This is a genomic window from Pseudomonas sp. J380, from assembly GCF_009827115.1.
Taxonomy (GTDB): domain Bacteria; phylum Pseudomonadota; class Gammaproteobacteria; order Pseudomonadales; family Pseudomonadaceae; genus Aquipseudomonas; species Aquipseudomonas paracarnis.
Window position 1 is genome coordinate 2,417,734 of the sequence record NZ_CP043060.1, and the last position, 23,438, is coordinate 2,441,171.

Below are 23,438 nucleotides of genomic sequence, written 5' to 3' on the forward strand. Positions count from 1 at the left end.
CTAGAATCGAGGCTTGCGGCGGTGCTTTGTCAACATTGCGCGAAGCCTGTCAAGAGTTTACAAACAACCATGAACGTAAGTATATTGCGTAGCAAGCTACTTATCCACTCACGGCTTGTTTTTTACCCTTCCACACTTCTTGTGCGCACTCTGCGCGCCTGACCCGAGGATCTTCATGCAACTTAAGCCAGCTGTTACCGCTCTGGTCACTGCCGTCGCCCTGGCATCGCTGCTCAGCGGATGTAAAAAGGAAGAAGCGGCACCGCCCGCTCAAACCCCTCAGGTCGGCGTGGTCACCATTCAACCGCAAGCCTATACCCTGACCACCGAGCTGCCAGGCCGCACCACGGCCTTTCGCATTGCGGAAGTCCGGCCGCAGGTCAACGGCATCATTCTCAAGCGCCTGTTCAAGGAAGGCGCCGACGTGAAGGAAGGGCAACAGCTCTACCAGATCGACCCGTCGGTGTATGAAGCCACGCTCAAAAGCGCACAAGCGAGCCTGACCCAGACCAAGTCCATCACCGATCGCTACAAGCAATTGGTCGAGGAGCAAGCCGTCAGCCGTCAGGAATACGACACCGCCGTTGCCAACCGCATGACTGCCGAGGCAAACGTTCAAACTGCCCAGATCAACGTGCGCTACACCAAGGTGTACGCGCCGATCTCCGGGCGTATTGGCCGTTCTTCGGTCACCGAAGGCGCACTGGTCAGCAATGGCCAGGCCGACGCCATGGCGGTGATCCAGCAACTGGACCCGATCTACGTCGACGTCACGCAATCTTCAGCTGAAATGCTCAAGCTGCGTCGCGACCTGGCCAGCGGCCAACTGGAAAAAGCCGGCGAAAACGCTGCCAAGGTCAAGCTGACCCTGGAAGACGGCACGGCCTACGCCCAGGACGGCAAGCTGGAGTTTTCCGAAGTGTCGGTCGACCAGACCACCGGTTCCGTGACCCTGCGCGCCGTGTTCCCCAACCCTGACCACGTGCTGCTGCCGGGCATGTTCGTACACGCCCAGTTGCTGGCCGGTGTGAACAGCAAGGCCATCCTGGCTCCGCAACAAGGCGTGACCCGTGACCTGCGCGGCATTCCGACCGCGCTGATCGTGAACAAGGACAACAAGGTCGAGCAACGCGAACTGGTTGCCAACCGTACCGCCGGTGCCTACTGGCTGGTGGAAAAAGGCCTTAATGCCGGTGATCGCGTCATCACCGAAGGCTTGCAGTACGTCAAGCCAGGCGCCGAGGTGAAGGTCACGGAAGCCTCCAACGCTAAACCCGCCGGTACTGCCGCAGCGCCTGCTGCCGCTGCTGGTCAAGGGGAGTAATCCATGTCGAAATTTTTTATCGACCGTCCCATTTTCGCCTGGGTAATTGCCCTGGTGATCATGCTGGTCGGGGCACTCTCGATCCTGAAGTTGCCCATCAACCAATACCCGGCCATTGCGCCAACGGCCATTGATATCCAGGTGACCTACCCAGGCGCGTCCGCACAAACCGTGCAGGACACCGTGGTGCAGGTCATCGAGCAACAGCTCAACGGTATCGACAACCTGCGTTATGTCTCCTCGGACAGTAACTCCGACGGCAGCATGACCATCACCGTGACGTTCAACCAGGGTACCAACCCGGATATCGCTCAGGTCCAGGTACAGAACAAGCTCAACCTGGCCACCCCACTGCTGCCGCAAGAAGTGCAGCAACAGGGTATCCGCGTGACCAAGTCGGTGAAGAACTTCCTGATGGTGATCGGTCTGGTGTCGGAAGACGGCAGCATGACCAAGGACGACCTCTCCAACTACATCGTGTCCAACATCCAGGACCCGATCTCCCGTACCGCGGGGGTGGGTGACTTCCAGGTGTTCGGTTCGCAGTACGCCATGCGTATCTGGCTCGACCCGGCCAAACTGAACAATTATCAGCTCACGCCAGTGGACGTCAGCAATGCCATCAAGGCCCAGAACGTGCAGGTGGCCACCGGCCAACTGGGCGGCCTGCCAGCCCTGCCAGGCACCCAGCTGAACGCCACGATCATCGGCAAGACGCGCCTGCAAAGCACCGAGGAATTCGCCAAGATTCTGATGAAGGTGAACACCGACGGCTCCCAGGTTCGCCTGGGTGACGTCGCGCGCATCGAACTGGGCGGCCAGAACTACAGCATCAGTGCACAGTTCAACGGCAAGCCGGCTTCGGGTATGGCGATCAAGCTGGCGGCCGGTGCCAACGCACTGGACACCGGCAAGGCCATCCGCGAAACGGTCAAGTCCCTGGAGCCGTTCTTCCCGCCTGGCATGAAGGCGGTGGTGCCGTATGACACCACCCCGGTCGTGACCGAATCGATCTCCGGTGTGGTTCACACCCTGGTCGAAGCGATCGTGCTGGTGTTCCTGGTGATGTTCCTGTTCCTGCAGAACTTCCGTGCCACCATCATCACCACCATGACCGTACCGGTGGTATTGCTGGGTACCTTCGGGATCCTGGCGGCGTGCGGCTTCACCATCAACACCTTGACCATGTTCGGCATGATCCTGGCCATCGGCTTGCTGGTGGACGATGCCATCGTCGTGGTGGAAAACGTCGAACGGGTAATGGCCGAGGAGCACCTGTCGCCCAAGGAAGCAACGATCAAGTCCATGGGCCAGATCCAGGGTGCCCTGGTGGGTATTGCCCTGGTACTGTCGGCGGTACTGCTGCCGATGGCGTTCTTCGGTGGTTCCACCGGTGTGATCTACCGGCAGTTCTCCATCACCATCGTTTCGGCGATGGCGTTGTCGGTGCTGGTTGCCCTGATCTTCACCCCGGCTTTGTGCGCCACCATGCTCAAGCCGATTGATCCGGAAAAACACGGCCAGCCCAAGCGCGGCTTCTTCGGCTGGTTCAACCGCACCTTCGACCGTGGCGTACTCAAGTACGAGCGCGGCGTGGGCGGCATGATCAAGCACAAGATCCCGGCATTCCTGGTGTATGCGCTGATCCTGGCCGGCATGATCTGGATGTTCACCCGTATTCCAAGCGCGTTCCTGCCTGAGGAAGACCAGGGTGTGATCTTCGCCCAGGTGCAGACACCGGTCGGTGCTTCGGCTGAGCGCACGCAGAAAGTCGTCGACGACATGCGCGCCTTCCTGCTGAACGACAAGGAAGGCGAGCCAGGCGAAGGCAAGGCGGTGAAGTCGGTGTTTACCGTGAACGGCTTCAACTTCGCCGGTCGTGGCCAGAGCTCCGGGCTTGCGTTCGTGATGCTCAAGCCGTGGGATGAGCGTGATTCGAGCCAGTCGGTGTTCGAAGTGGCCAAGCGTGCCCAGGGTTACTTCTTCGGGGCCTTCAAGGACGCCATGGTTTTCGCCATCGTGCCGCCTTCGGTGCTGGAGTTGGGTAACGCCACGGGTTTCGACGTGTTCCTGCAAGACCAGGGTGGCGTCGGCCACGACAAGCTGATGGCTGCACGTAACCAGTTCCTGGGTGCGGCGGCACAAAGCAAGGTGCTGGCCGGCGTGCGTCCTAACGGCGTGAACGACGAGCCGCAGTACGAGCTGACCGTTGACGACGAGAAAGCCAGTGCCCAAGGCATCAGCCTGGCGGATATCCAGCAGACCCTGGCCATTGCCTTGGGTGGTAGCTATATCAACGACTTCATCGACCGTGGTCGCGTGAAGAAGGTGTATGTACAAGGCGACGCCGCCAGCCGGATGTCGCCCGAAGACCTGGACAAATGGTACGTGCGCAGCAACGACGGGAAAATGGTGCCGCTGTCGGCCATCTCGTCGGGCAAGTGGATCTACGGTTCGCCCAAGCTTTCGCGATACAACGGTGTAGCGGCGATGGAAATCCTCGGTACCCCGGCACCGGGCTACAGTACCGGTGATGCGATGGCCGAAGTCGAACGCATTGCCAAAGAACTGCCGGCCGGTATCGGTTATGCCTGGACAGGCCTGTCGTACGAAGAACGCCTTTCCGGTTCCCAGGCGCCAGCGCTGTACGCACTGTCGCTGCTGGTTGTGTTCCTGTGCCTGGCAGCACTGTACGAAAGCTGGTCGATCCCGATCGCGGTGATTCTGGTTGTACCTCTGGGTGTGATCGGTGCACTGATCGCCACCAGCATGCGCGGTTTGTCCAACGACGTGTTCTTCCAGGTGGGCCTGTTGGTGACGGTGGGCCTGGCGGCGAAAAACGCCATCCTCATCGTGGAATTCGCCAAGGAACTACATGAGCAAGGCAAAGGCATCGTCGAGGCGGCTATCGAAGCATCCCGCATGCGTCTGCGCCCAATCATCATGACCTCGTTGGCGTTCATGCTCGGCGTATTGCCGCTGGCGATCTCCACGGGCGCCGGCTCAGGCAGCCAGCATGCGATCGGTACCGGCGTGATCGGCGGTATGATCACGGCCACTGTGCTGGCGATCTTCTGGGTACCGCTGTTCTACGCAACGGTATCCGCCGCTGGCGAACGCAAAAAGAAAGACACTACTGAAACTCCTAAAGAGGCTGGCCAATGAGCAAGTCGCTACTTTCCCTAGCCGTCACCGCCTTCGTGCTCAGTGGCTGCTCGCTGATACCTGACTATCAGCGTCCCGAAGCGCCGGTGGCCGCGCAGTTCCCGCAGGGGCCGGCGTATTCGTCGGCCCAGGCGCCGAGCCAGGCCGCTGCCGAGCAAGGCTGGAAGCAGTTTTTCCATGACCCTGCCCTGCAGCAATTGATCCAGACCGCGTTGGTGAACAACCGTGACCTGCGTGTCGCGGCGCTGAACATCGACGCCTATGCAGCGCAATACCAGATCCAGCGTGCCGACCTGTTCCCGGCGGTATCGGCCACCGGTAACGGCAGCCGTTCGCGCACCCCGGCCAAGCTGTCGCAGACCGGCGAATCGACCATCGCCAGCCAGTACTCGGCGGGCCTTGGCATCAGTTCGTATGAGCTGGACCTGTTCGGCCGCGTGCGCAGCCTCAGTGAAGAAGCGCTGCAAAAGTACTTCGCCACTGAAGAAGCGCGCCGCAGCACCCAAATCAGCCTGGTGGCCAGCGTGGCCAATGCCTACCTGACCTGGCAGGCCGACAAGGAGCTGCTCAAGCTGACCCAGGACACCCTGGCCGCGTTCGAGCAAAGCTACAAGCTCACCTCGCGCAGCAATGAAGTCGGCGTGGCCTCGGCCCTCGACCTCAGCCAGGCACGCACCTCGGTGGAAAACGCCCGTGTGCAACTGGCGCGTTACACCCGCCAGGTGGCCCAGGACGAAAACAGCCTGACCCTGCTGCTGGGCACCGGCCTGCCGGCGAATATCGCCAGCAAGCCGCTGTCCGATGACCTGCTCAGCGAAGTGCCTGCCGGGTTGCCCTCGGACCTGCTGCAACGTCGCCCAGACATCGTGCAAGCCGAGTACAACCTCAAGGCCGCCAACGCCAACATCGGCGCGGCCCGTGCGGCGTTCTTCCCGAGCATCAGCCTGACCGCCAGCGCCGGTACTGCCAGCCCTACCCTGGGTGGCCTGTTCAAAGGCGGTTCGGGGACCTGGGCGTTTGCCCCGCAGATCAACATCCCGATCTTCAACGCCGGTAGCCTGCGCGCAAGCCTGGACTACTCGAAGATCCAGAAAGAGATCAACGTGGCCAACTATGAGAAGGCCATCCAGACCGGCTTCCAGGAAGTCTCCGACGGCTTGGCCGCGCGTGCGACCTACAAGCAGCAACTGGATGCCCAACGCGGCTTCGTCGAGGCTAACCAGGATTACTACCGCCTGGCCGAGCGTCGCTACCGCATTGGTGTCGACAGCAACCTGACCTTCCTCGACGCCCAGCGCCAACTGTTCAGTGCCCAGCAATCGCTGATCACCGATCGCCTGGCGCAGCTCACCAGCGAGGTCAACCTGTACAAGGCCCTCGGCGGTGGCTGGAACGAGCAGACTGCGAAGAACGAGCCGTTGAAAGAACAAGCGCCGCCGTTGAAGTTGTTCTGATAGCGCAGGTGTGAAAAACCGCTTCCCTCACCGGAAGCGGTTTTTTTATGCCTGCATTGTTGCCCTCACAACTTGCGTTCGATCATCGCCCACAACCCACCTTCCCCTACTTTCATCGCCCCCGCACCGCCGCGCACCATGGCCGCCACCTGCATAAACCCAATAACAACAGGTTCACACCATGAGCACTTTCCAACCGCGCCAGCTGTTGCTGGCGGCTGCTATAGCCAGTTCTGCCCTGCCCGTTCTCGCCCAGGATCACGGCTTTCTCGAAGACGCCAGCGCCAACCTCAACCTGCGTAATTTCTTCTTCAACCGCAACTACACCAATCCTACGAAGGCTCAGGGTGGCGCGCAGGAGTGGACGCAAAGTTTCATTCTCGACGCCAAGTCCGGGTTCACCCAAGGCACAGTCGGTTTTGGTGTGGATGTGCTGGGCTTGTACTCGCTCAAGCTTGATGGCGGGCGTGGCACGGGCGGCACGCAGTTGCTGCCGCTGGACCATGACGGTCGGCCAGCCGATGAATTTGGTCGGCTGGGCGTGGCATTCAAGGCGCGCTTTTCCAAGACCGAGTTGAAGGTGGGCGAATGGATGCCGGTGCTGCCGATCCTGCGTTCCGACGATGGCCGCTCCCTGCCACAGACCCTGCGTGGTGGGCAGATCACCTCGAAGGAAATCGACGGCCTGACCCTCTATGGCGGCCAATTCCGCGCCAACAGCCCGCGGGACGACGGCAGCATGAGCGACATGTCGATGTTCGGCAAAACCGCCTTCACCTCCGACCGTTTCAATTTCCAGGGCGCCGAATACGCGTTCAACGACAAACACACCCAAGTCGGCGTGTGGAATGCCCAGCTCAAGGACATCTACAGCCAGCAGTTCGTCAATCTGATCCACAGCCAGCCTGTGGGCGACTGGACCCTGGGCGCCAACCTGGGCTTCTTCTACGGCAAGGACGACGGCAGCGCCCGTGCCGGGGACCTGGACAACAAAACCTGGTCCGGTTTGTTCTCGGCCAGGTACGGCGGCAACACCTTCTACGTCGGCCTGCAAAAACTCACCGGCGACAGTGCCTGGATGCGCGTCAACGGCACCAGCGGCGGCACCCTGGCCAACGACAGCTACAACTCCAGCTATGACAACGCACAGGAAAAATCCTGGCAGGTTCGCCACGACTACAACTTCGCCGCCCTCGGTGTACCGGGCCTGACCCTGATGAACCGCTATATCAGCGGCAGCAACGTGCACACCGGCACCATCACCGACGGCAAGGAATGGGGCCGCGAGACCGAAGTAGGCTATACGGTGCAAAGCGGCACGCTGAAAAACCTCAACGTGCGCTGGCGCAATTCGAGCATGCGCAGGGACTACAGCAACAACGAGTTCGATGAGAACCGGTTGATCGTCAGCTATCCGATCAGTCTGCTGTAAACCGGCATAGCACTTACTGTATGGTGCGCGCCTGCCGCTGCTGATCCCCCCAGCAGCGGCCTTTACTCGGGCCCTGCACGGCATGAAATCCTTCGCTACAGCAATCGTACTGTTTGCCCTGGCCTTGAGCCTGGGGGGCTGCATCAGCGCCCCCATCGCCCTGACGCCACAGACCGAACAGCGCCTGCTGGCCCAGGCGCCGATCCGCTTTTTGCTGACCTTCGATGACGGCCCAAGCGCCTCGGGCTACAACAATCCGAGCCGTTCGGTAGTGGCGGACCTGGCCAACAACCCGGTGCTGCCGGGAATCAAGGCGGTGTTCTTCCTGCAGACCGAAGCCGCTCGCTCCGGCGGCAGTGCCCGGGGGCGCAAGACCATGGAACGTGAATTCGCCGCTGGCCATGTCCTGGCCTTTCACACCGCCACGGCGTTTCACACCAATCATCGCTGGCTGAACGATGCCACCCTGGAACACACCCTTACCGAAGGGGCCGCAGACATTGCCGCCATCACGGGGGCGCGCCCCGTGCTGGTACGCCCCCCCTTCTGGAACTACGACAAGCGCACCTTCGCCGCCTACCAACGCCACGGCATGCACGTACTGCTGACGGACCTGAGTGCCAATGACGGCAAGATCTGGGGCTTCAACGCCAGCCCGCGTCGGCGGGCCAACCTGGATCGGCAACTGTCGGTGGTACGCGAACGCATCGCCTTGGGTGAACTACCGACAGTGGAGGGTGTGATCCCGGTAGTGGTGACCTTCCATGACATCAACCGCTACACCGCGCGGCATATGCAAGAGTACTTGCAGATCCTGATGGACAGCGCGCGGGTCAACGGATTGAAGACAGCGGCAGAGCCGTTCTATACCGACCATGCCGCGCTGGAACGTGCAGCGCTGGCCCGTACGGTCAAGGATGTGAACGCGCCGGTGCATCTGCCGGGGGTGTGGAATTGGGTGTGGGATGCTGATTCCCACTGATACCCTAAACGTGTGACGATCCACTGTGGGAGCTGGCTTGCCTGCGATAGCAATCTGTCAGTCAGCCCAATATTGACTGGCCCACCGCAATCGCAGGCAAGCCAGCTCCCACATTTGATCGCCTTCACATTCAGTCTTGTTGGCGGGACTCCACGCCCAACTCATCCCACACTGACTCCGCCAGGTGAAACGTCGCATTCGCCGCCGGGATCCCGCAGTAGATCGCACTCTGCATCAACACCTCCTTGATCTCGGCGCGGGTCACGCCGTTGCTGGCGGCGGCACGCAGGTGCAGTTTCAGTTCTTCACTGCGGTTCATGCCGATCAGCATCGCGATGGTGATCAGGCTGCGGGTATGCCGAGGCAGGCCGGGGCGGGTCCAGATGTCACCCCAGGCGTGGCGGGTGATCATTTCCTGGAACTCGCTGTTGAACTCAGTCAGGGCATTGAGGCTGCGGTCGACATGGGCATCGCCCAGTACTTCGCGACGCACCTGCAGACCCTCGGCGTAACGTTGTTTTTCGTCCACAAATAGCTCCTCAGCGGGCCAGCAGAAATTCGATCACCCGGTCGCTGAAAGCAGCACCGGCCTGCACGTTGGACAGGTGCGCCGCATAGAACTCGGCATACTCGGCACCCTGCACATGGTTCTGGATAAAGTGGCCGCCGGCTGGCGGCGTCACTGCGTCTTCGGTGCCGGCAATCACCAGGGTCGGCACCTTGATCGAGGACAATTGCTCACGAAAATCCGCATCGCGCACGGCGCCGCAGTTGGCGGCATACCCCTCGGGTGACGTGGCCGCGAGCATGTCGGTGATCTGCTTGGCCTGATGCGGGTTGGCAGCGGCGAAATCCGCGGTGAACCAGCGCGCAATCGACGCATCGCGCAGCGCCACCATCGCGGCTGCGCCATCACGCAGGACCATTTCGATACGCGGGTTCCACACCTCGGGCGTGCCGATCTTGGCCGCGGTATTACACACCACCAGGCGGTGCAGGCGCTCGCCGGCATGAATGCCCAGCCATTGGCCGATCAAGCCGCCCATGGACAGTCCGCAAAAATGCGCCCTCTGGATATCCAGCGCATCCAGCAGCGCGATCACGTCTCGGCCCAGTTGCTCGATGCTGTAAGGCCCCTCGGTCACCAGGGATTGGCCGTGGCCACGGGTGTCGAATCGCAGCACACGAAAATGCTCGGTAAAAGCCGGTATCTGGATGTCCCACATATGCAGGTCGGTACCCAGGGAATTGGACAGCACCAATACCGGTGCGTCGGCGGGCCCCTCGAGTTGGTAATGCAGTTCGCCCTCGGCGAGTTGTACAAAAGCCACAGCGGTCTCCTCAGGCAGTCAAAGCAAAATGTTCGGTCACCGCACGCGTGACCCAGGTAGACGCCTGGCCCAGGTAGTGGGCAGGGTCGAGCAGGCGATCCAGTTCAGCCGCCGACAGCTCGGCGGTGACGTGCGGCTCATCCGCCAGTACCGCGCGCAAATGGCGCTGCTCGGCGACCGCACGTTTGCAGCACTGTTCCAGCAGATGGTGCGCGGTGTCACGGCCCAAGCGTTGGGCGAGCACGATACTCACCGCTTCGGCCAGTACCAGGCCTTGGGTCAGGTCGAGGTTCTGTGCCATGCGTTCGGCATTCACCTCCAGCCCTTCACTGACCAGAATTGCCTGATGCAAGGCACCGGATACCAGGCGGCAAATTTCCGGCAAGGTTTCCCATTCGGCATGCCACAAGCCCAGGCTGCGTTCGTGCTCCTGGGGCATGGCGCTGAACATTGTCGCCACCAGGCCGGGTACGCGGGTGGCTGCGCTGATCAGCACCGCGGCGCCCACCGGGTTACGCTTGTGCGGCATGGTGGACGAACCGCCCTTGCCCGGCGCCGAAGGCTCGAACACCTCCGCCGCTTCGGTCTGCATCAACAGGCTGATATCGCGGCCCAACTTGCCGAGGCTACCGGCGATCAGACCGAGCAGGCTGGCAAACTCCACCAGGCGGTCACGCTGGGTGTGCCAGGGTTGCTCCGGCAAGCCCAGTTGCAACTCGGCGGCCAAGGCCTCGGCCACAGGCATGGCGTGTTCGCCGAGGGCCGCCAAAGTGCCCGACGCGCCGCCAAATTGCAGCACCAACAGGCGCGGTTTCAATTCGGCCAGGCGCTGGCGACTGCGCGTCACCGCGCCCAGCCAACCGGCGATTTTCATCCCCAGGGTGACCGGCGTCGCGTGCTGCAACCAGGTACGCCCGGCCAACGGCACGGTGGCGTAACGCTGAGCCTGGGCGGCCAACACCTCCCCCAGGCGAGCCAGGTCGGCCTCGATCAACTCCACCCCACGGCGCAGTTGCAGCACCAGGCCGGTGTCCATCACATCCTGACTGGTTGCGCCCAGGTGTACATAACGCTCGGCGTCGGCGTCCTCACTGGCGATCAACTTGCCCAACGCCTTCACCAGTGGAATCGCAGAGTTGCCCGCCGTGGCAATCGCGCTGCCAAGGGCATCCACGTCATACAGCGACGCCAGGCACGCCTGGGCAATCGGTGCGACGGCGGCCTGGGGGATCAACCCTACCTGGGCCTGCGCCCGAGCCAGCGCGGCTTCGAAATCCAGCATGCCCTGCAAGCGCCCCTGGTCACAGAACACCTCGGCCATGCTGTCAGCAGTGAAATAAGCGTCGAACAGTTGATTGCTCGTGCGCAACGTCATAACTCATCCCTTACAGATCGTGATGCAGGTACGCCGCCTGTTTCGGCAGGCGCAAGCTGAACAGGAAGGCCACCGCCATCATCGCGGTGACGTACCAATAAAAGGTGTTTTCCATGCCGATGGATTTGAGGCTCAGCGCGACCACTTCTGCCGAACCGCCAAACACCGCGTTAGCCACCGCATAGGCCAGGCCCACGCCCAAGGCACGCACCTGCGGCGGAAACATCTCCGCTTTGACCAGGCCGCTGATGGAGGTGTAGAAGCTGACAATCGCCAAGGCCAGGGTGATCAGCACAAATGCCAAAAACGGGCTGGTCACGGTTTTCAAAGTCAGCAGGATCGGCACTGTGAACAACGTGCCAAGGCCGGCAAACCAGAGCATCGAATTACGCCGGCCGATCTTGTCGGCCAACATGCCGAACAGCGGCTGCATGCACATGTACAGGAACAGCGCGCCGGTCATGATGTAGCTCGAGGTCTTGGCGTGCATGCCGACGGTGTTCACCAGGTACTTCTGCATGTAGGTGGTGAAGGTATAGAAAATCAGCGAGCCGCCGGCGGTGTAGCCCAGCACCGTAATGAAAGCTTTGCCGTGGTCGCGAAACAGCGCGACGATACTGCCGGCGTCCTTGTCTTCGCGCATTTCCTTGCTGGTGGTTTCTTTCAGGGTGCGACGCAGCAGCAGGGAGATCACGGCGGCTATGGCGCCGATCACAAACGGGATGCGCCAGCCCCAGGCACGCAGTTCTTCTTCGGTGAGGATCTGTTGCAGGATCACCACCACCAGCACCGCCAGCAACTGGCCGCCGATCAGGGTCACGTACTGGAACGAAGCAAAGAAGCCACGCTGGCCCTTGAGCGCGACTTCACTCATGTAGGTGGCCGTGGTGCCGTATTCGCCGCCCACTGACAAGCCCTGGAACAGTCGTGCCACCAACAGCAGCGCCGGGGCCCAGGCACCGATGTCGTTATAAGTGGGCAGGAAGGCGATGACCAGGGAGCCGCCGCACATCATCAGCACCGAGATCATCATCGAGTTCTTGCGCCCGTGCTTGTCGGCCACCCGGCCAAACAACCAACCACCGATCGGTCGCATCAGGAACCCGGCGGCAAACACACCGGCGGTGTTGAGCAACTGCACCGTGGGGTCGTCCGAGGGGAAAAACGCCGGGGCAAAATAAATCGCGCAGAAGGCATAGACGTAGAAGTCGAACCATTCGACCAGGTTGCCGGAGGACGCACCGACAATCGCAAAGATCCGTTTGCTGCGTTCTTCTCCGGTGTAGTGGCTGGTTTTTGTTGTCATGTTTTTTACTCAGTGGGAACGGTTATAGCCTAGACATACTTTGCAACAACCCTGTTCCGCAAGCAGACTTTTGGATAGGTGGAGCCTGGATGATCGTTCCCACGCTCTGCGTGGGAATGCCGCATGGGACGCTCCGCGTCCTGCCGTTCGCGGGTGACGCGCAGCGTCACGGGATGCATTACCACGCAGAGCGTGGGAACGATCGTCAACAGCCAACTCAATAGTCGAAGAACACCGTTTCCTTATCTGTGCCCTGCAAAATCACATTCCACTGATATACCCCTGCCGCATCCGCCTGGGCAATCAAGGTGCCACGACGTTCTGCCGGCACACACGCCAGCAACGGGTCATCGCCGTTCAAGGCCTCACCGTCAAAATAAATCCGCGTCAGCAAGTGCTTCACCAACCCACGGGCAAACACCAGCACCACCAAATGCGGCGCCTGGGTGGTGCCCTTGAGCCCCGGCACACTGCCCGGCTTGATGGTGGTAAAACGAAAACGCCCTTCGGCATCCACCGGCACGCGGCCGAAGCCTTCGAAGTTCGGGTCGAGCGCTTTGTCCTGCTCGTCTTCGGGGTGAGCATATTTGCCGACGGCGTTGGCCTGCCAGACTTCCAGCATGGCGTCGTTGACGACATCACCGTTGCCGTCCACCACTTGCCCGCTGATCGCCACGCGTTCGCCAAGGGTGGCGGTGACGGTCAGGTCTTCACGGTTCAGCCAGGTCAGGCCAATGTGGTAATACGGCCCGACGGTGTGGGACGTGGTCGCGTTGAGTGTCATCTCATTTCTCCATCGGCGTGGCGTCGCGGCCGCGCAGGACGATGTCCCAGCGGTAGCCGAGGGCATAGGAAGGAATGGTTTTTTCCAGGTCGAAGCTAGCGATCAAGCGTTGCTTGGCGCTGGTATCCGGCACGCAGTTGTAGATCGGGTCGTACTCCAGCAACGGGTCACCCGGGAAATACATTTGCGTCACCAGGCGCGTCAGCACGCTGGGGCCGAACAGCGAAAAGTGGATATGCGCCGGGCGCCAGGCGTTGTGGTGGTTGCCCCACGGGTAGGCGCCGGGCTTGATGGTCTGGAACTGGTACCAGCCATCGGCGTCGGTGACGGTGCGCCCGGTGCCGGTGAAGTTCGGGTCCAGGGGTGCATCGTGCAGGTCGCGCTTGTGGTTGTAGCGGCCGGCGGCATTGGCCTGCCAGATCTCCACGAGGATGCCCGGCACTGGCAGGCCGTTTTCGTCCAGCACACGGCCATGAATGATGATGCGCTCGCCTTGCGGCTCGCCCTCATGCTGGGCTGTCAGGTCGTTGTCCTTCTCATTGATACGTTCGGCGCCGATGGTCGGGCCGGTGATTTCCGACAAGGAATGGGGCAGGAACACCAAAGGCTGGGACGGCGAACGCAGGTTCGTCGACTGGTAGGCCGGGTGCAGGTAATCAGGTTGAGTGCCCGCTTGCGGGCGCCGGTAACCGGGCTTGTCACTCATGGAGCAATCCTCTTTTATTGATCAGACGCGTTCAATCGCCAGGGCCAAGCCTTGGCCGACGCCCACGCACATGGTCGCCAGGCCTTTGCTGCCGCCGGTTTTTTCCAATTGGTGCAGGGCCGTCATCACCAACCGCGCACCACTCATCCCCAAGGGATGGCCGAGGGCAATGGCGCCGCCGTTGGGGTTGACCTGGGGCGCATCGTCCGCAATACCCAGCTCGCGCAGCACCGCCAGGCCTTGGCTGGCGAAGGCTTCGTTGAGTTCGATCACATCAAAGTCGGTGACAGCCAACCCAAGGCGCTCCACCAGTTTGCGCACCGCCGGCACCGGGCCGATGCCCATCACGCGCGGGGCTACACCAGCACTGGCCATGCCCAGCACACGGGCGCGGGCGGTGAGGCCGTGTTGCTTGACGGCCTCGGCGCTGGCGAGGATCAGCGCGGCGGCGCCATCGTTGACGCCCGAGGCATTGCCAGCAGTGACGGTCTTGTCCGCGCCGTTGACCGGCTTGAGCTTGGCCAGGGCTTCCAACGTGGTGTCCCGTGGGTGTTCATCGTGTTCCACCAGGGTTTCGCCTTTTTTATGGGCGACCCGCACCGGAACGATTTCCTCGGCAAAGAACCCGGCGGCCTGGGCAGCGGCGGTGCGTTGCTGGCTGCGCAGGGCGAAAGCGTCCTGGTCGACGCGGGAAACCTGATAGTCATCGGCCACGTTATCGGCCGTCTGCGGCATGGCATCCACGCCGTACTGGGCCTTCATCAGCGGGTTGATAAAGCGCCAGCCAATGGTGGTGTCTTCCAACTTCATGTTGCGCGAGAACGCCGCGTCGGCCTTGCCCATCACAAACGGAGCGCGGGACATCGATTCGACGCCACCGGCAATCGCCAGCTCCATTTCACCACTGGCAATCGCACGAAAAGCGGTGCCGATGGCATCCATGCCCGAGGCGCACAGGCGGTTGAGGGTCACTCCAGGAATACTTTCCGGCAGCCCCGCCAGCAGCAACGCCATGCGTGCCACGTTGCGGTTGTCTTCACCTGCCTGGTTGGCGCAGCCGAGGAAGACTTCGTCTACGGCGCTCCAGTCCACCGACGGGTTGCGCTCGATCAGCGCCTTGATCGGCAGCGCCGCCAGGTCGTCGGCACGCACCGTGGACAGGCCACCGCCGAAACGGCCGATAGGTGTGCGAATGGCATCACAAATAAAAACCTCGCGCATCAGGCTTCTCCCGGTGCTTGGCCGTGGGCAGCCGCGGTGCGCGCTTCGAGGTCACGCAGGGCGGTCAGTTCGGTCTCGGTGGGTTCAGCGGTGGTGCTCACCTGGTCGGCAAAGCGAATCGCCCAGCCGGTGGCGGCGACCACTTGCTCGCGGGTCACGCCCGGATGCAGCGCAGTGACCACGAACTCATGGCTGCCCTCCTCCGGCTCCATGATGCACAGGTCGGTAATGATGCCCACCGGGCCGGCGCCGGGCAGGCCCAGACGCTTGCGTGAGTCGCCACCTTCGCCGTGACCGACGGAGGTGATGAAGTCCAGTTTGTCCACAAACGAACGGGACGATTGCTTAAGGATGATCAACACGCTCTTGGCTGAACCTGCGATTTCCGGCGCGCCACCGGCACCCGGCAAACGCACTTTGGGCTGGTGATAATCACCGACCACGGTGGTGTTGATATTGCCGAAACGGTCGACCTGGGCCGCACCGAGAAAGCCGACATCAATGCGCCCGCCCTGCAACCAGTAGCGAAAGATCTCACCGGTGGGCACCACGGTGTCGGCGGTCTCCGCCAGCTCGCCATCGCCGATGGACAGCGGCAACACACTGGGCTTGGCCCCAATCGGGCCCGACTCGTAGATCAGCACCACATCCGGCGACGATGTCAGGCGCGCCAGGTTGGCCGCCTTCGATGGCAGGCCGATGCCGACGAAGCACACCGAGCCGTTCTTGAGGCGTCGTGCGGCGGCGACGGTCATCATTTCATTGGTGGAATAAGCCATTACTTAGCCTCCTGCGCGGCGGCCAGCTTGGCCTGGAATTCACTGAAGTCGGCAGTGCCGTGGATGTATTCGTCGATCCAGGCGGTAAAGGTGCCACGGTCGCGGGCAATCGGGTCCCACGCCTGGTAGAAACGGTTATCCCGCTCGTTGTAGCCGTGAGCGTAGGACGGATGGGCACCACCGGGTACGTGACACACCGCCGTCAGCGCCCAGGTCGGCAGCACGCAGCTGTTCATCGGCGCATTCAGGTCGTCGACGATTTCCTCGACGGTGACGATGCAGCGCTTGGCCGCCAGGGCCGCTTCCTTCTGCACCCCGAGAATGCCCCAGAGCAGCACGTTGCCTTTGCGGTCGGCTTTCTGCGCATGAATCACGGTAATGTCCGGACGCACCGACGGCACCGCCGCCAGCACTTCGCCGGTGAAGGGGCAGGTGACGGTCTTGATCAGCGGGTTGACCTTGGGCAAGTCGGAACCGGCGTAGGCACGCAACACCGCGAACGGCAGGCCGGAGGCACCGGCGACGTAGGCATTGGCCAGGTCGGCGTGGCTGTGCTCTTCGATCTCCAGCGCTTGCGGCCATTGTTTCTCTACCGCGTCGCGCAGCCGATGCAGGGAACCCACGCCCGGGTTGCCGCCCCAGGAGAAAATCAACTTGCGCGCACAGCCGGCACCGATCAACTGGTCGTAGATCAGGTCAGGCGTCATGCGCACCAGCGTCAGGTCTTTCTTGCCCTGACGAATGATTTCATGGCCTGCGGCCGTAGGGATCAGGTGGGTGAAGCCTTCGAGGGCGACGGTATCGCCGTCGTTCACGAAGCGCTTGACCGCATCACGCAGGGTGAGGATTTCAGCCATGGGGTTGGGCTCCCGGTGTTGATCGAAAAAGGCGCTGAGGTGGCGCCGAAGTGCTTGAAGGTTAAGCCGGGGAAATGGGCCGAACAATCCGATAATCGACTGAGTGTTCGATTATCGAACCGATTGTTGCTTAACTAACCATTGTAAGGAACAGGGTCAATGTGGGAGCTGGCTTGCCTGCGATGGCGCGAGTGGATTCAGCACCGATATCGCAGGCAAGCCAGCTCCCACAGGGGTAGCGATTGGTTTCAGGTGGCATCGGCATGGCTGACCATGCCCTTGATCACCACCGCTGCCGTGGCCAATGCCGCCGGAATCACCAGTGCCGTAAGCACCTGCTCGAAGTTCCAGCCCAGGCCCAGCAAAGTAGCGCCCATCCACGCCCCCAGAATCGCGCCGAAGCGGCCGATGCCGAGCATCCATGACACCCCGGTGGCACGGCCTTGGGTGGGGTAGAAACGTGCTGCCAGGGATGGCATTGCCGATTGCGCACCGTTGACGCACATCCCGGCGACCAGCACCAGGGTGGCCAACAGCGTGATGTTGCCCAGGCTCTGCCCCACCGCGTAGGCAAACACCCCGGCCAGCAGATAGAAAGTGCCGATCACTTTGTGCGGGTTGAACCGGTCCATCGCCCAGCCCACGCCCACCGCGCTCAATACTCCACCAAACTGGAACAGCGCGCCGATAAATGCGGCCTGTTCCATGCTCGCGCCGCTGTCACGCATCAAAGTGGGGAGCCAACTGGTCAGCAGGTAAACAATCACCAGGCCCATGAAGTACGTGAGCCACAACAGCAACGTGCCAGCGCTGTAGGTGCCCGAGAAGATCACCGCGAACACATTGCGGGCCTTGACGGTTTTTTGCTCCGGTACGCTGAACTGAGTGGCCTGGGCAACGATGTTTGGCTCGATGGGGGCAAGGGTCTTGCGTACCTTGTCGGTGCCTCGATTGCGTACCACCAGGTAGCGGGCAGATTCCGGTAGCCACACCAACAGCACCACCGCCAGGATCAACGGCAGGATGCCGCCTATCAGCAACAGGCTGTGCCAGCCGAACGCGGGAATCAGCTTGGCCGAAATAAACCCACCACCGGCCATGCCGAGGTTGAAGCCACAGAACATGCTGGTCACCAACAAGGATTTATGCCGCTCGGGGGTGTATTCAGACAGCAAGGTGGTGGCATTCGGCATGCCGGCGCCCAGGCCCAGGCCGGTGAGAAAGCGCAGCACCAGCAACTGGTCGACATTGGTGCTGTAGGCCGACGCCAGGCTGAACGCACCAAACACCAACACCGCGCCGACCAGCACGACTTTGCGGCCAAAGCGGTCGGCCAGCGGGCCGGAACCGAGTGCGCCAAACACCATGCCGATCAACGCGGCGCTCATCACCGGGCCCAGGCTGGCGCGGTCGATGCCCCAGTCCTGGGACAGTGCCGGCGCAATAAAGCCCATGGCGGCTGTATCGAGGCCGTCGAGAAAGACAATCAGGAAACACAGGATCACCACGCGCCACTGATAGCGCGAGAGTGGCTGGGTGTTGATAAAGGACTGTACGTCCAGGGTGGTACCGACAGAAGGCTGATTCATTATTTTTATTCCACACCGATGGCGGGCTGACGACCTGGGGCCGTCATTCTTATTGGGCAGCTCCTCAGAGCGCTGCCGCACATTAATAAGCCAAGGGAAACACCGTCAATCGAGCCCGCCGGGATCTGTGCGGTCACCGAACAGCTTAGGCAAACAGCTGCGCACTCAGCTCACGGCTGGCGCTGAGCATGCTCGGCAAAAAGCGCTGCTCCAACTCGCTGCGGCTGACCCGACCGGCGTGGGTGCTGACATTCAGCGCGGCCAATACCTGGCCGGACGCGTCATACACCGGCACCGCGATGGAGCGCAGGCCCTGCTCCAGTTCCTGGTCGACAATGCACCAGCCCTGCTGACGCACCTGTTGCAGGCATTCGAATAACGCTTGCGGTGTTGTCAGGGTGCGGCTGGTCTTGGTTTGCAGGTCGGCATGGTCGAGATAATCCTGCAGCGAGGCATCGTCGAGGGCGGCCAGCAGAATGCGACCCATGGACGTGCAATACGCAGGCAGGCGCCCGCCCACCGACAGGTCAACCGAGATCAGCCGCTGGGTGGTGGCGGAACGGGCGATATAGAGGATGTCATCGCCTTCCAGGGTAGCCATGTTGCAGGCTTCATGGAGCTGCTCGCTCATGCGGTCCAGATAAGGCTGTGCCGAAACGGCCAGCGGTGTGGACGACAGATAGGCGTGACCGAGGGTCAGCACCTTGGGCAACAGCGAGTAGGTGCGCCCATCCGTGGTGGCGTAGCCGAGCTTGATCAAGGTGTGCAGGCAACGGCGCACGGCGGCGCGGGGAATTTCGGTGCGGTGGCTGATCTGGGCGATGGTCAGGTGACGCTTGCGCTCCTGGAACGCCTGCACCACGGCCAGGCCACGGGCCAGGGACGTCATGAAATCCGGATCACCGGTGAATGCCTGGATGCGCTTGGCCGGTGAAGCCACGATCGGCGGCGCCACTGATGCAAAGGAGTTGCGCAATTGATCGTTCATTTCAACGGGCCTTCTCTTGTTATCACCACGGGAGGGTTGGCGGCTATTACAAGCCGTGCCGGCCGCCCTGCACAAGTCAACGCCGGTAACATTGGGCGATTATCGGACAACCATGCGATTATCGCAATTTGGCCGGCATGGGTGCAGATCCCGCAGATAACGTTCGAGATTTAGCTGATGTCGCCGAAAAGTGTAGGCATTTACCCTTCTATCAGTATGAATACAGATATGAAGATGACGCTGTTCACAAATACGTCGGCGATATGTAACAAAACCCAAGCACGCCGTTGACGCTTTTTAACTTCATGATGATAGTGTTCTTCAAATGCGCCGCTATAATGCAACCTGTGCAGAGGTCAGCCCGGTATCACTATCGGGAGGGGAGCTCACCAGGCATTGCAGGCTGCAGGCAACGCCGGCCACAAGTACTCGCTTAAAAGAACGGCCCTCAGGCCCGTATACCAACTTGAACGGTTCTACTGTTCTATTTGGAATCGCCCCGAGCACGACTTTCAGGCATGACACTGCGCAATCAATAACTCAACTCAATTAGGTAATACTGTGACGAAAGATGAACTGCGCGCGGAACTTGAGCGCCAGGAGCAACGTTACAAGGACGTCTACGGCGGGGAAGTCACCACCTACGCCGCGCAACCTGAGCCGGAACGCAAACCATGGCGCAAACGAGCCAGCCTGCTGGATCAGGCATTTGCCCAGGAAATCCAAAAAATCGAGCAGGAACTCAAGACCGAGGAGCCCTGAGCACTTTGGTCGAGTTCAGCGCCTTGCAGTCGCTGCCGGTCAACCACTGGTTCAGCGGCCGCTGGTCAGTAACCTACAGCCACCCACGAAATTTCATACAAATGTTTCAGGCATGGCATTTTCATGACAAAAGCCCGCCTTCCGCGGCCCGCGCTTTATAAATCAAAGACTTGCCAAAGCCCCGAAAACCCTGGGATACGTGTGTCTTGCCGGTTTTTTTTCCAGGAAGATTGTTACCGATGAGCAGCTAATGCATCGATTACTGATGTTTTCTGGCATAATCGCGCCCCCTTACGACCGGGTCAGAAAACCTTCATGATCGATTTATTCAGCGGACTGGATGCTTGGGTTCTCGTGAGCCTGTTGCTCGCCCTGGCCTTTGTCCTCGCCTTCGAGTTCATCAATGGCTTTCATGACACCGCTAACGCGGTGGCCACAGTCATCTATACCAAAGCCATGCCGCCACACCTGGCCGTGTTCTTCTCCGGGGTGTTCAATTTCCTCGGCGTATTGCTCGGCGGTGTCGGTGTCGCCTACGCCATCGTGCACTTGCTGCCGGTGGAGTTACTGATCAATGTGAACACCGGCCACGGCTTGGCAATGGTCTTCTCGTTGTTGGCGGCGGCGATCACCTGGAACCTGGGCACCTGGTACTTCGGTATCCCCGCCTCCAGCTCCCACACCCTGATCGGCTCGATCCTTGGTGTCGGCCTGGCCAACGCGTTGATCAACGACATCCCCCTGGCTGACGGTGTGAACTGGCAGAAGGCCGTGGATATCGGCGCCTCCCTGGTGTTCTCGCCGATGGCGGGCTTCCTGGTCGCCGCCCTGGTGCTGATCGGCCTGAAGTGGTGGCGCCCGCTGTCTAAGATGCACAAGACCCCGGACCAGCGCCGCAAACTCGACGACAAGAAGCACCCGCCGTTCTGGAACCGCCTGGTCCTGGTGATTTCGGCCATGGCTGTAAGCTTCGTGCACGGCTCCAACGATGGCCAGAAAGGCATCGGCCTGATCATGCTGGTACTGATCGGTATCGTGCCGGCGCAGTTCGTATTGGACCTGGGCAGCACCACTTACCAGATCGAACGTACCCGCGACGCCACCCTGCACCTGAACCAGTTCTACCAGCGCAACCACGAGACCCTCGGTGAGTTCCTGGCCCTGGGCAAAAGCGTGAAGGATGACCTGCCGGGCAAGTTCCGCTGCAACCCGCAGCAGACCGAACCGACGATCAACGCGCTGCTGGGCACCCTCAAGGGCGTTTCGGACTACCACTCGCTGACGGCCGACCACCGCATCGAAGTGCGTCGCTACCTGCTTTGCCTGGATGACACCGCGAAAAAGGTCGGCAAGCTGCCAGGCCTGGACTCCCGTGAGAAGTCAGACCTGGACAAGCTGCGCAAAGACCTGACCGCCACCACCGAGTATGCTCCGTTCTGGGTGATTCTCGCGGTCGCACTGGCCCTGGGCCTGGGCACCATGGTGGGCTGGAAGCGCGTGGTACTGACCATCGGTGAGAAGATCGGCAAGCAAGGCATGACCTATGCCCAGGGCATGTCGGCGCAAATCACCACGGCCACCATGATCGGCTTTGCCAATATCTTCGCCCTGCCAGTGTCCACCACCCACGTCCTGTCTTCTGGCGTGGCGGGCACCATGGTTGCCAACAAAAGCGGCCTGCAAGGTGGCACCGTCAAGACCATCCTGATGGCCTGGGTATTGACCTTGCCAGCGACCGTAGGCCTTTCGGCCGGGTTGTTCTGGTTGGCGTCCAAGGCTTTGGGCAACTGATAGCCAGCCGGCAATAAAAAAGGTGCGATCCGCGAGGGTCGCACCTTTTTTTATGCTCGTTCCCACGCTCTGCGTGGGAACGAGCCAAAAAAAAGGGCGACCGAAGTCGCCCAAAATGCCTTGCGTGCTCATGTAACCTGGAAAGACTTAAGGTTTTTTACGCTTGTTCGCGTCTTTCCAGATAAAAAATCCAAACCCTACAAAAAACAGCACCATGAGGCTAACAGTCAGCACTCCGGCGAAAACCACATTATCGAAAAACATGACCGGCCTCCTGCACTTGCCCTGTTGCGATAGGGCTAAGTTAATGGAGAAGGCGCAGTGGGAAATTGACCAGGATCAATGTCGCCCACAACGGGGCGTAAAGAAGGGGAATAACTGACCTGCATCAATGGATGCAGGGCGTTTCAACGCTTTTTCGGCTTGTTCTTGGACTTTTTCTTGGGCTTGCCCAAGGGCATGGCTTGTTCAAAGGCTTGGCGCACTTCATTCAAGCGTTTGTCATTGAGGTCGTGCACGCGCTTGGCACGTTCGGCGTTCAGGTCGATCAGCTTGTCGTCATCACTCATGGCTTGGCTTACGTCGTGGCGGGAATGCCTCAATAATGCGGCCTGCCCCGCCCGACGGCAATTAAGCGGGCGACAAAATGCAGGCCATCGACCAAAATCGGCACTTTCTACCCTGCCCAGGAGGCGCATCCAGGTGGCCTTGCACAACGACCTTCCACCGCTTCTGGCCCTGCGCGCCTTCGAGGCCGTGGCGCGGCACTTGAGTTTTATCAAGGCGGCCAACGAGTTGTCGGTGACCCAAAGCGCGCTGAGCCACCAGGTACATAAGCTCGAACACCACCTGGGCAAACCGTTGTTTATCCGGCGAACCCGTGCGATTGACCTGACGTTGGCCGGGCAAGATTACTACGCGCAAATCCGCCCTGCCCTGGACGCCATCGCCGCTGCGACGCGCAACCAACGGGGTGCGCCCAGCGCCAGTGTGTTGCGTATCGGCTTGCTGGCATCCTTTGCCACGTTATGGCTGGCGCCGCGCCTGGCCGAGTTTCTACGGTGCTACCCGCATATCCAGGTGGAGTTGCTGCCCGCCATTCAACTGGCCAACGTCGCCACGGCCGAGGTTGACCTGGCCATCCGCTACGGCAAGGGCGACTGGCCCGACGTGCGCGCCACACGCCTGATGGCCGAAACCCTGTCACCGGTATGCAGCCCTGGGTTCAAAGCCAGGCAGATCGCCAGGGGCGCGCTGTTGATGGCGACCTCCCACCGCCCTTTCGAGTGGACCGATTGGTCGGCCCATTACCAGGTCAACCTAGATCACCACCCCCGCGTGATGCTGCATGACTACAACATCGTGGTCGAAGCGACCGTGGCCGGCCAGGGGATCGCCATGGGCCGCCATCGCCTGATCGAACGCAGGCTCCAGGACGGCAGCCTGGTAGAGGCCTTTGACTGGCCGCCCTATCACAGCGATATCGGCTATTGGCTGATCGCACCTCAGCGCCCGCTCAGTGAGGCGGCTGAATGCTTCAGCCAGTGGTTGAAGCAGGCGTGTGCCGACGCGTGAGGTTTTTCGATACGTCG

At 61.1% G+C, this 23,438-nt stretch carries 21 protein-coding genes; 8 read left to right on the forward strand and 13 right to left on the reverse strand.

The genetic code is table 11. From position 1 onward, the window contains the following. The first annotated feature begins 175 nt into the window (after window positions 1-175). From FXO12_RS10925 to FXO12_RS10945, 5 genes are all read left to right on the forward strand, one after another. Window positions 176-1,324, forward strand: coding sequence for an efflux RND transporter periplasmic adaptor subunit (locus FXO12_RS10925; protein ID WP_057975641.1), 1,149 nt, complete (start codon window positions 176-178; stop codon window positions 1,322-1,324). A gap of 3 nt (window positions 1,325-1,327) precedes the next feature. Next, window positions 1,328-4,489: an efflux RND transporter permease subunit gene (locus tag FXO12_RS10930; RefSeq protein ID WP_057975640.1), complete on the forward strand. Its 3,162-nt coding sequence runs from the start codon at window positions 1,328-1,330 to the stop codon at window positions 4,487-4,489. Next, window positions 4,486-5,943 (forward strand): AdeC/AdeK/OprM family multidrug efflux complex outer membrane factor, encoded by a 1,458-nt coding sequence (gene adeC / locus FXO12_RS10935; protein ID WP_003189337.1) that lies wholly within the window; start codon window positions 4,486-4,488, stop codon window positions 5,941-5,943. The genes FXO12_RS10930 and adeC overlap by 4 nt, the downstream gene beginning before the upstream one ends. Before the next feature lie 181 nt (window positions 5,944-6,124). Next, window positions 6,125-7,375 (forward strand): OprD family porin, encoded by a 1,251-nt coding sequence (locus FXO12_RS10940; protein WP_057975639.1) that lies wholly within the window; start codon window positions 6,125-6,127, stop codon window positions 7,373-7,375. An 82-nt stretch (window positions 7,376-7,457) separates the two neighbouring features. Next, window positions 7,458-8,357, forward strand: coding sequence for a polysaccharide deacetylase family protein (locus FXO12_RS10945; RefSeq protein ID WP_057975638.1), 900 nt, complete (start codon window positions 7,458-7,460; stop codon window positions 8,355-8,357). Window positions 8,358-8,487: 130 nt separating this feature from the next. Here FXO12_RS10945 and pcaC read toward each other — a convergent pair whose 3' ends face one another. The 11 genes from pcaC to pcaR all read right to left on the reverse strand — a co-directional run bounded on the left by pcaC (window position 8,488) and on the right by pcaR (window position 19,293). Next, window positions 8,488-8,886 (reverse strand): 4-carboxymuconolactone decarboxylase, encoded by a 399-nt coding sequence (gene pcaC, locus FXO12_RS10950; protein WP_003189316.1) that lies wholly within the window; start codon window positions 8,884-8,886, stop codon window positions 8,488-8,490. A 10-nt stretch (window positions 8,887-8,896) separates the two neighbouring features. Beyond that, on the reverse strand, window positions 8,897-9,688 hold the full coding sequence (gene pcaD / locus FXO12_RS10955) for a 3-oxoadipate enol-lactonase (RefSeq protein ID WP_057975637.1): 792 nt from the start codon (window positions 9,686-9,688) through the stop codon (window positions 8,897-8,899). 10 nt (window positions 9,689-9,698) lie between these two features. Then, window positions 9,699-11,063, reverse strand: coding sequence for a 3-carboxy-cis,cis-muconate cycloisomerase (locus FXO12_RS10960; RefSeq protein ID WP_057975636.1), 1,365 nt, complete (start codon window positions 11,061-11,063; stop codon window positions 9,699-9,701). Between the two features lie 10 nt (window positions 11,064-11,073). After that, window positions 11,074-12,369 (reverse strand): MFS family transporter, encoded by a 1,296-nt coding sequence (locus tag FXO12_RS10965; RefSeq protein ID WP_032893116.1) that lies wholly within the window; start codon window positions 12,367-12,369, stop codon window positions 11,074-11,076. Between the two features lie 217 nt (window positions 12,370-12,586). Continuing rightward, a complete protein-coding gene (gene pcaG / locus FXO12_RS10970) occupies window positions 12,587-13,153 on the reverse strand; it encodes a protocatechuate 3,4-dioxygenase subunit alpha (RefSeq protein ID WP_057975635.1) in 567 nt (188 codons plus the stop codon). A gap of 1 nt (window position 13,154) precedes the next feature. Next, window positions 13,155-13,859 carry a protocatechuate 3,4-dioxygenase subunit beta gene (gene pcaH, locus FXO12_RS10975; protein WP_019817832.1) on the reverse strand — a complete coding sequence of 235 codons (705 nt, stop codon included), beginning with the start codon at window positions 13,857-13,859 and terminating at the stop codon, window positions 13,155-13,157. 21 nt (window positions 13,860-13,880) lie between these two features. Next, a complete protein-coding gene (pcaF, locus tag FXO12_RS10980; RefSeq protein ID WP_173647467.1) occupies window positions 13,881-15,083 on the reverse strand; it encodes a 3-oxoadipyl-CoA thiolase in 1,203 nt (400 codons plus the stop codon). Continuing rightward, window positions 15,080-15,859, reverse strand: coding sequence for a CoA-transferase subunit beta (locus FXO12_RS10985; RefSeq protein WP_003189301.1), 780 nt, complete (start codon window positions 15,857-15,859; stop codon window positions 15,080-15,082). The genes pcaF and FXO12_RS10985 overlap by 4 nt, the downstream gene beginning before the upstream one ends. Further along, on the reverse strand, window positions 15,859-16,716 hold the full coding sequence (locus tag FXO12_RS10990) for a CoA transferase subunit A (RefSeq protein WP_014717292.1): 858 nt from the start codon (window positions 16,714-16,716) through the stop codon (window positions 15,859-15,861). Before FXO12_RS10990 ends, FXO12_RS10985 begins: the two co-directional genes overlap by 1 nt. A 248-nt stretch (window positions 16,717-16,964) precedes the next feature. Beyond that, complete coding sequence (locus FXO12_RS10995) at window positions 16,965-18,305, reverse strand: MFS transporter (protein WP_054917929.1); 1,341 nt, start codon at window positions 18,303-18,305, stop codon at window positions 16,965-16,967. A gap of 145 nt (window positions 18,306-18,450) precedes the next feature. Then, a complete protein-coding gene (gene pcaR, locus FXO12_RS11000) occupies window positions 18,451-19,293 on the reverse strand; it encodes a pca regulon transcriptional regulator PcaR (RefSeq protein WP_003189296.1) in 843 nt (280 codons plus the stop codon). A 561-nt stretch (window positions 19,294-19,854) separates the two neighbouring features. Between pcaR and FXO12_RS11005 the strand changes: the two genes are divergently transcribed. Further along, window positions 19,855-20,055: a hypothetical protein gene (locus FXO12_RS11005; protein WP_003189295.1), complete on the forward strand. Its 201-nt coding sequence runs from the start codon at window positions 19,855-19,857 to the stop codon at window positions 20,053-20,055. 315 nt (window positions 20,056-20,370) lie between these two features. Further along, window positions 20,371-21,846 (forward strand): inorganic phosphate transporter, encoded by a 1,476-nt coding sequence (locus tag FXO12_RS11010; RefSeq protein WP_003189291.1) that lies wholly within the window; start codon window positions 20,371-20,373, stop codon window positions 21,844-21,846. 147 nt (window positions 21,847-21,993) lie between these two features. Here FXO12_RS11010 and ccoM read toward each other — a convergent pair whose 3' ends face one another. Next, on the reverse strand, window positions 21,994-22,110 hold the full coding sequence (ccoM, locus tag FXO12_RS29290) for a cytochrome c oxidase subunit CcoM (protein ID WP_019817835.1): 117 nt from the start codon (window positions 22,108-22,110) through the stop codon (window positions 21,994-21,996). A gap of 143 nt (window positions 22,111-22,253) precedes the next feature. Continuing rightward, window positions 22,254-22,415, reverse strand: coding sequence for a hypothetical protein (locus tag FXO12_RS28775; protein WP_005785860.1), 162 nt, complete (start codon window positions 22,413-22,415; stop codon window positions 22,254-22,256). A 133-nt stretch (window positions 22,416-22,548) separates the two neighbouring features. On the opposite strand from FXO12_RS28775, the gene FXO12_RS11015 reads away from it, so the two are divergent. Then, a complete protein-coding gene (locus tag FXO12_RS11015) occupies window positions 22,549-23,421 on the forward strand; it encodes a LysR substrate-binding domain-containing protein (RefSeq protein ID WP_057975633.1) in 873 nt (290 codons plus the stop codon). The last annotated feature ends 17 nt before the right edge of the window (window positions 23,422-23,438 follow it).